Source organism: Brevibacterium aurantiacum (assembly GCF_900169065.1).
In the GTDB taxonomy this organism is placed as follows: domain Bacteria; phylum Actinomycetota; class Actinomycetes; order Actinomycetales; family Brevibacteriaceae; genus Brevibacterium; species Brevibacterium aurantiacum.
In genome coordinates this window covers 39647-48192 of record NZ_FXZB01000010.1, presented here as the reverse complement: position 1 = coordinate 48192, position 8546 = coordinate 39647, and the positions used below count along the sequence as shown (strand labels likewise).

Here is an 8546-nt window from a genome sequence, read left to right as displayed (position 1 = left end):
ATGAATCTGCATTCCGACCGTAGAGCCGATGATGAAGATCTGACGAGGAGTGACGTGTTTTCCGACAGTTGGACCAACCCCGGCGGTGCATCCGCTGCCGGTGGGGTCCCCGGTGCCGAGACCGGCCGGGGCAGCAGCAAGGATGCAGCTGATCGAGACAGCGACGGTCGGGACGAGGTGATCCGGGACCTGCGCGAGTTCGTCAGCCGGCTGGGCCTGAGGGAATCGGCGAGGGTGTCGAAGGAGCAGATCGCACAGCTGTTCGAAGCCAGCGCCGGACGATTGAGCCTGGCACGCACCGTCATCGAGGTGCTCAGGGATGCTCCGCTGCCCACGGACATGTCGCTGAGAAGCTTCGCCGACTACATCGCCACGTTGACGCCGACTCCGAACCTCGGTCTGGCAGAGGGCGACATTCGTTTTGCGACGATGTTGTCGCACCTGAGCGCCTTCACCAAACAGTCTGCGCTGTTCGCAATCGCCTCGGTGCCATCGGTGACGGCCGACGGAGGCGGTTCGAAAGACGCCGAGAACATTCTCATGAGACTGCGGATGTCGGGGGTCGTCGTGAGTGCCGGTGAGATCGACGACCGCCAGCATCTGCAGATCCCTGGGCTTCTGGCGGCGAAGCTGCGTCATGATTTCGAGGATGCCGATGGTCATGGAGAAGCGATCGAGCAACTCTCCGCCGCACTGCTCGACCAGCTCGAGAACTCACAGTCGACCGATCCGGCGCTGCTCGCAGACGCCCTGATTCTGGCTCGACAGGCTCGGCTGTGGTCGACTTTGGTGAGAGCCCAGGAGGCCTTCGGGCTGTCGACATTTCTGCTCGTCCCACAGGCGAGCTGCACGGCATTCGGCTCTCTGCCTGCTGAAGCGCTCGAGGCCGAACCCACTCTCAATTTCTTCGCGATGATCGCCGAAGGGCTCAGAGATCGGTTGGAAGACGGCATCGACGAGAAGCGAGTGCGAGAAGCTCTTGTCGCTGCCACCCACCCCGGACAGCTGTGGAAGCATTTCCCAGGACCCGCCTCGGCGAAGGTCGAATCGGAGCTCGACGGCCCGCCCCCGGTGCAGGGCGAACGAGCCGGCTACTTTGCGGTGCTGCGTCGGATCGTCGACCTCTCAGGCGAGGGCAGACACCCCGAGGCGGCCGCGCTCGGACTCGACTGGTCGGCCAGACCGGCGGGCAGGCGGGCCCACCTCGTCATCAGATTCATCACCGCCGTGTCACTGTTCCACGCATCCGATCCGCGCAGGGCGCTGTCGATCCTCCACGAGATCGAAACTCCCGCACGTGACAACCACATCGACGGCGACTTCCTGCTGCCGGCGATCATGGCGTGGTCGGCTCTGGTGGCGGTCCACTGCGGTGATCACGACACCGCCGACGACTACCTCACGCAGCTGACAGACGGCCCGTGGTTCCCGCTCATCCTCGACGAACTGGTCCATCCGGCCCAACACATCGCCGCGGCCAAGAGAGCACTGGATCGACTCGACCTCGATCTGGCGCGGGAGGAATTCCGCGCACTGGCCGATTACCCGGAGAACAGGTCGTTGTGGGTGTTCCTGCCGGTGATCGGTCGCATGATCGCGGTGCTCTCTGCGGCGACAGAGTCCGGACTGCTCTTCGCCAATGACGATGTCGAGAAGCACCGCGGCGGCCCCGAGACGTCCGCGACAGGTGCTGACCTGCTCAGCGCCAGCCGCGGCATGGTCTTCATCGGCCTCGGCCGACTCAAATTGGCCGAACTCGAACTCGCCCGGATGTCCCCGCTCTCCGACGAGCGCATTGTGCTCTCGGTACGCATCGAGCTTGTCGCCGGCCGCTATGAGAGCGCGATCTCGCTGGCCGACACCTGGTTCTACAATGAGGTGCTCACGCCGCTGAGGAGAGCGGAACTGGCGGCGATCAAGGCGGCTGCCCTGCTGCGGGTGGGCAGGGTGAGCGACGCCGTCGCCGAATTCGGCACTGCCGTCGGCCTCTGTTCCTGGGTGGGATCACTGCTGCCGCTGGCGTTCCTGCCGCAGCAGGACAGGATTGATCTCATCGACCTGACGACCTCCTCTGCGGCGTGGGATGAGATCAATCTGGCCTTCGCTGGATTCTTCCGCGGCCGTGAGGAATTCATGGACCGTCTGCGTTCGGTGGGCGCGATCTCGGTACACCACGCCTCGCTGCCGCAGCTGAGCGCGGCGGAGACCCAGCTGCTGGACTGCCTGGCTGAGGGACTCTCGATCGCACAGATTTCGAGGGAGCTGCACCAGGTCACGGGGACTGTGAAGAACCGGCTCTCGGCGCTCTACCGGAAGTTCGGCGTATCGAACAAGGCCGAGGTCATCGCGCGAGCCCGCTCGATGGGATTCATCATGCCCGTGTGATGGCGTGGGCAGGCGTGGATCCGACCGACCGTCGCTGCACTGTGTCCTCCACCAGCAGCGGCGCGAGTCGTGCTGCCAGATGGATGATCCGATTGACGCTCTCTGCGTGCCAGACGACAGTGCCGTCGTGGTTGAAACCGGACAGCAGCGGGCCGAGGACATAGATGCCGGGTGCGGTGCGGAAACTGCAATCCGTGGCCAGCCCCGCGCCGGAGCACGACGTCGTGGCGACACCGGAGCGCAGAAGATTCTGCAGGAGCGGGGACCTCGACTCGGACACCGCTTCGAAGCCGGTGGCATTGACGATGACGGCGTATTCCTGCGGCAGAAGATCCGAGCCTGTGCGCTCGGCGTCCTGATTCCGCACGGAGACAGTGAAGAGGCCATCGCGTTGGACCGCAGAGACGAAACGGCCTGATTCGAAGGTCACCGTGGCCTCACCGGAAGCCGCGTCGAGGAGATCGATGGCGTCCCCACCTGCTTGGCGGAGCAGATTCGAGATGCGCAGTCCATAGGTTCCCGCCATCTCAGCGAGCTCTGTCTCGTCCATGTGGCCGATGACCTGGCCGACGGAGTCCATGATCGCCGATACCGTCGCCTTGTCGGTTCCGTGCGCGATTGAGTTGGTGATATCGGCTTCGACGGCCAGAGAGAACTCGCGTGCAGTGGGCTTGACCCCCTCGTCTATTCCACCGAGAAGGGCCTGCACGGCACCGAGCTCCGGTCTTTCGTCGGGACGTTCGTGTCGCCAGTAATAGGGGCGACCGCGGGGCGAGAGGACGGACAGCGAGGCTCCGGTCGATTGTCTCAGAGTCGAGGAAGCGAGGACGAATTCCAAGGCGTCGGCATTGCCTCCGACGACGAGAATGCGACGCTGCTGGCTCGGAACCGACTCAAGATGTTCGCCGATGCCGGCGATCACGTATTCGATCGTCGGCGCGTGGATGTCGTCGACGTAGCCGCACACCTGTTGGTGCGCAGGCTGTGCCGAACTCGATTCGCACGTCTCAGCACTGATGGACAGTGCCCTGACCGGGGGCGAGCCGACGGACAGAACAGTTCTCAGCGCGCAGACTTCGATAGTCGAGACTCCGTCTGTGCTGAGAACATCTCCGCGCAGCACGGCGCTGCCATCCTCTTGAGGAATGACGTCCGAGATTTCAGCGGTGAGGTAGTCGACGGAGGCTGCATGCCTCTCGGCTGCTCGCCGGATCGCCGATTCCGCCTGACTCCGCAGATAGCGTCCGTACAGTCTGCGTGGGAGGTAGAGATCTTCCCACCGACCGTGCCGGATGTCATCACCGTGGCGATCCAGCCAGTCGCGGTCGAGTTTCGACGTCGCGAGGATTGCGTCACGGTGTTCGTCGAGCCAGTCCTTGAAGCTGATGAGCTCGGAGTGCGAGAGGAAATCCGAGAGCTTCGTGATCAGCAGTGATGACGGGCCGGACCTGTGGCCATAGGGGATGCCGGAATGGAATTGGCTGTCGCGATCGATCACGGTGATGCGGATCGGATCGGAGCTGGACTCCAGGTGGTCGAGGATCTGCAGCAGGCAATGGGTGCCTGATGCTCCGGAACCGATGATTGCTATATCTGTAGTGATCACGGATATACGTTAGTCCTGCCCCGCCGAAGCTGCAATGTGCTCAACGAACTCGTTCACGGGCACCTGCTCCAGGCGTCACCGGCACCTGCTCGAGGCAGCGGCGGGCCCGCGCTCACGCCGTGAACGGCCCGCACTCACGCCGTCACAAGGTCCCGCCGCCTGAACCCCAGCCCACCCAACCCCACGAGAACCGCGGCGGTCACAAGGAAGCCGAGCACCGCCTCGGCGGACAGATTCTCTGACGGGTACTGGCCGATGTGGGTGAAGATCGAGGCATCGAGGACGGCCTCGTCGAGTTGGAGCATCGAACCGAACAGGGCCAGGACGGCCGAGGCGGCGAAGACGATCCAGCTCAGCCCCATCAGGCGGGGCGCGAAACCGTAGAGCAGATAGGACAGTCCGAGGAGAGCCCACACCGAGGCGGTCTGCGCGAGGTGCCCGAGCACCGTGGGTCCGAGCAGGCCCCAGTCACCCATCGAGGTGGCCGCACCGATCCCCTCGCCGAGGCCGGCGAGCAGCATCAGCCAGGCCGACCCCAGCAGCGTCACCCCTGCCCACGAGAGCATCCAGCCGGTGCGCGAGACCGCAGTCGCCAGCACCGGCTCCGTATGGAAGCCCTGCTCCTCACCCCGGAGTCCGCCGGCGGCGATGATCGCGTAGACGGAGACGATCATCGCGAAGTACAGGGCCATATAGCCGAGGTAGCCGTCGACGATGCCCGAACGTCCGCCCATGATCGCCAGGATCTCCTCGGGCATTCCATCGGCACTCTCGTCCATGGCACCCGTGAAGGAGCCGAAGATCGAACCCATGACGAGCAACCCCACTGACCACCAGAGGAGCCCGGAGCGCTGCAGACGGAAGGCGAGGCCGAAGGTGGTCGACAGTCCCCGCCCGGCATGAGCACGGCCGAGGCGCTCGGCGACGATGCCGGCTCCCAAATCTCGACGGGACTGCAGGACGAGTGCTGTGATGACGAGGAGAAGGAACAGACCTGCCGCGAACCACAACGGCCACCACCGGTCGAGGGTGAACGGTGCGGTCTGCTGCGCCCAGCCGAGGGGAGAGAGCCAGGACAGCCAGTCAAGGTCTCCTTGACCTACGGCAGACATATCGCCGATCCCGCGGATGACGAAGCTGGTGGCCAACACGGCTCCGGCCATGCCCGAGGCGGCCCGGGCGAACGCACTCAGCTGGACCGTGACCGCGGCGATGCCTGCGAACACGCATCCGACGACGCCGATGCCGATGGTGAACAGCAGGGTTGAGGCCAAGGAGTCCGGTTCGGCGTCCGAGAACTGGAAGGCAACGGCCATGAGCGCGGCGACAACGGCGTTCATGATCACCGTGAGGACGAGGGCGGCGATGAGCTGGGTGTGGCGACCGATGACATTTGCGCGGACCAGTTCGGCCCGACCAGTCTGCTCCTCGGCCCTGGTGTGCCGGGAGACCGTCATGATCGACATCAGCGCGGTGCCGATCATGAGGAAGACCCCGTACATGCCGACGATGAAGCGTGGAACGCTCACGTCATCGAGCCCGTATCCCGGCCCGGTGATGAGCGCCATGACCGGATTCTTCGCGAACACCGTCATGTCCTGCAGCGAATCGGCATCCATGACCACGGCGATCGCATTGGCGAAGTACGCCGTGAGTGCGGCGAGGCCGAGCACCCAGAGGGGCATCCACAGCCGATCCCGGCGGAGCATGAAGGCCAGCAGTCGTCCCAGCCCCGTGAGATCTCCGGCGCCGAGGCGGCCGCTCGGTTCGCGCTCATGTGCCCCACGGTGCCTGCCCGGTGTTGCCGACAGCAGATTCATGACTCCTCGCCCTTTCCGTAATGGCGCAGCAGGAGCTGTTCGAGGGTCGGGGGAGTGGCCGTCAGCGATTCGATGTCGTGCTCGCCGAGGGCCCGCATGATCTCGGGCAGGTGCGCGGTCTCGGCACTGAAGTGCAGCTGTGCTCCCTCGCGGACGAGGTCGTGGATTCCCGGCATCGTCGTCAGGGCGGGGATGTCCCGCTCGATGAGGACCGTGATCGTCGTCCGCGCCAGGTGCCGAAGATCCGACAGCGCCCCGGACTCGACGATCCGACCGGCCCGGATGATCGAGACACGGTCGGCCAGCGCCTCGACTTGGGCGAGGATGTGGCTCGAGAGCAGGACTGTGCGTCCCTCGGCTGTGGCCTCCCTCATGCACTCCTGGAACACGGCCTCCATGAGCGGGTCGAGACCGGCGGTGGGTTCGTCGAGGAGGAGCAGATCGACGTGCGAGGCGAGTGCGGAGATGAGGGCGACCTTCTGCCGGTTGCCCTTGGAATAGGTGCGCCCCTTCTTGCGCGGGTCGAGGTCGAAGCGTTCGATGAGTTCGTCGCGTCGGCGGGTGTCGACTCCGCCCCGCAGCCTCGCGAACAAGTCGATGGCCTCCCCGCCGGTCAGGCTGGGCCACAGTTCGACGTCGCCGGGCACGTAGGCGAGTCTGCGGTGCAGTGACACCGCCTTCGCCCAGGGATCCTCCCCGAGGAGTCTGATACGTCCCGCATCGTGTTTGAGGATTCCGAGCAGGATCCGAATGGTCGTGGACTTCCCCGCACCGTTGGGACCGAGGAAGCCGTGGACCTCGCCACGGGCAACGTCGAGAGACAGCCCGTCGAGTGCACGGACTCGGCCATAGCTCTTGACCACATTCTGCATCGAGATCGCAGTGGAGCCAGCGCCGGAAATCGCCGAGGCGGACGGTGGGGTGTTCGTCATCGTGGTCATGGTTGATCGCCTCCAGAGGGATCGGTGGGGTCTTGGGCTGTACCGTCTGAATCTGTGTTGGTGTCTGCGCCCTCGGGGATGGCTTCGATGACGCCGTTGAGGTAGAGGTCAAGGAGGTGGGGCGCGAGGCGAGTCATCGTCCCTGCGGTGTCGTTCGTGCCCAGCGATTCCTGCAACCGGTGCTCGAGTATCGCCGGGGCCAGCGCCAGAGTCGCAATAGTCGCCGCCTGCCCCCGCGGATCCTCGCTCTGCCGGAACACGTATCCGGCGAAGCCATGGGCGATGTAGTCCTCGACGAGGCTGATGTAGTGCTCGAAATAGCGTTGGCCGTGTTCGCTGGGATCGAGCAGTGACTTCATGAGGTAGTTGATGTTCATGGCCATGTTCGAGTCTTCGAAGATCATCTGCATGGCCTGGGTGGCGTACTCGGCGTTTGCGGCTTTGGCCTCGGCGATGGCGTCGAAGACGTAGTTGTCGCAGGCGGTGCGCAGCCCCTCCTTCGACCCGAAGTGGTGGATGACGAGTCCCGGAGAGACTTCTGCCGCCGAGGCGATGCTGCGGATCGTCGACTTCGTGAACCCATGCGTGGAGAACTCCCGGATCGCTGCAGTGCGGATCCGGTCGGCAGTCTCCGGAGATGCATTCGGGGAGCGTGAGGGCTTCTCCTCCGTGGCTCCTGGTGCCTCCGCGGCTCCCTGAGTTTGCGCAGCGGACTGCTTCTTCGGGGCGGACTGCTTCTTCGAGTTCGAATCATCATGGGTTGAACGCATGTTTAATATTAAACGCGTGTTCAATCGTGGTGTCAACGAATGCAATGAAAACTCTTGACGTACAACTATATGGTTGTATGATGCGAGGTATGGAAGCACTTCTCGACGATCAGGTGGATGCGATGTTTCAGGCGTTGGCCGATCGGACGCGTCGCGACATCGTGCGGCGGGTCATGGTCGAAGAGCTTTCGGTGTCCGAGCTCGCCGCATCCTATGAGATGAGCTTCGCAGGAGTGCAGAAGCACGTTGCTGTTCTCGAACGAGCGGGGATCGTGTCGAAGCAGCGGGTCGGCAGAGCCCAGATCGCGCATGTCGAGATGGCGGCGATCCGCACTGTGCGATCGCTGCTGGGCGAGTTAGAGGACCTATGGCGTGCGCGGGTCGCACGCATCGATGATCTGTTGGCCGATGAGGAGGCCGCGGAGCGATGAGGAGGCCACGGGGCAATGAGACAAGCAGAGAATCGAATGAGGAGCAGCCATGCCAGTCATTGACACCACCCACGACGAAGAGAACCTGACTCTGACGCTGGTCGCCGAATTCGCGGCACCGCCGCAACGGGTCTGGGAGATCTATGCGGATCCGCGTCAGCTCGAGAAGATCTGGGGTCCGCCCACATACCCGGCCACGGTCGTCGATCACAGCCTGACGCCCGGTGGCAGGGTCACGTACTTCATGACCAGCCCAGAGGGCGAGAAGTTCTGCGGTCTCTGGGAGATCTCCTCGGTCGAGGAGCCCTCACGGCTCGTCTTCCGCGACTATTTCGCCGATGAGGACTTCAACGCAGTCGAGTCGATGCCGGGCAGTACGAACACCTACACTTTCGCCGAGGTGGCCGCCGGCACCCGTGTCACCTACGAATCGACCTTCGAGTCCCTTGACGGGCTGAAGACCGTGCTCGAGATGGGTGTCGTCGAAGGGTCGACCGGCGCGATCAACCAGATCGACGAGCTGCTGGCCCGCGCCTGACGCCAAACCCATTGGCCGCGGCTGGCACCGCACTCGATGCGTCAACGGTTGGTAA

7 protein-coding genes are annotated in these 8546 nt (G+C 64.1%); 3 read left to right on the top strand and 4 right to left on the bottom strand.

Features of this window, described 5'->3' with window-relative positions; genetic code table 11:
• The first annotated feature begins 54 nt into the window (after positions 1–54).
• On the top strand, positions 55–2385 hold the full coding sequence (locus BAUR9175_RS08310; RefSeq protein WP_180959222.1) for a helix-turn-helix transcriptional regulator: 2331 nt from the start codon (positions 55–57) through the stop codon (positions 2383–2385).
• On the opposite strand, the gene BAUR9175_RS08305 is transcribed toward BAUR9175_RS08310, so the two are convergent.
• The 4 genes from BAUR9175_RS08305 to BAUR9175_RS08290 all read right to left on the bottom strand — a co-directional run bounded on the left by BAUR9175_RS08305 (position 2372) and on the right by BAUR9175_RS08290 (position 7522).
• On the bottom strand, positions 2372–3991 hold the full coding sequence (locus BAUR9175_RS08305; protein WP_180959221.1) for an FAD/NAD(P)-binding protein: 1620 nt from the start codon (positions 3989–3991) through the stop codon (positions 2372–2374). The genes BAUR9175_RS08310 and BAUR9175_RS08305 overlap by 14 nt on opposite strands.
• A gap of 134 nt (positions 3992–4125) precedes the next feature.
• Positions 4126–5811, bottom strand: a complete 1686-nt coding sequence (locus BAUR9175_RS08300) for an ABC transporter permease (RefSeq protein WP_101583470.1) — start codon at positions 5809–5811, stop codon at positions 4126–4128.
• A complete protein-coding gene (locus BAUR9175_RS08295) occupies positions 5808–6752 on the bottom strand; it encodes an ABC transporter ATP-binding protein (protein WP_009881799.1) in 945 nt (314 codons plus the stop codon). The genes BAUR9175_RS08300 and BAUR9175_RS08295 overlap by 4 nt, the downstream gene beginning before the upstream one ends.
• Entirely contained in the window at positions 6749–7522 is a 774-nt protein-coding gene (locus tag BAUR9175_RS08290; RefSeq protein ID WP_009881798.1) for a TetR/AcrR family transcriptional regulator, read from the bottom strand. Before BAUR9175_RS08290 ends, BAUR9175_RS08295 begins: the two co-directional genes overlap by 4 nt.
• 89 nt (positions 7523–7611) lie before the next feature.
• On the opposite strand from BAUR9175_RS08290, the gene BAUR9175_RS08285 reads away from it, so the two are divergent.
• Entirely contained in the window at positions 7612–7953 is a 342-nt protein-coding gene (locus tag BAUR9175_RS08285; RefSeq protein WP_009881797.1) for an ArsR/SmtB family transcription factor, read from the top strand.
• 49 nt (positions 7954–8002) lie between these two features.
• Positions 8003–8491 (top strand): SRPBCC family protein, encoded by a 489-nt coding sequence (locus tag BAUR9175_RS08280; RefSeq protein WP_009881795.1) that lies wholly within the window; start codon positions 8003–8005, stop codon positions 8489–8491.
• The last annotated feature ends 55 nt before the right edge of the window (positions 8492–8546 follow it).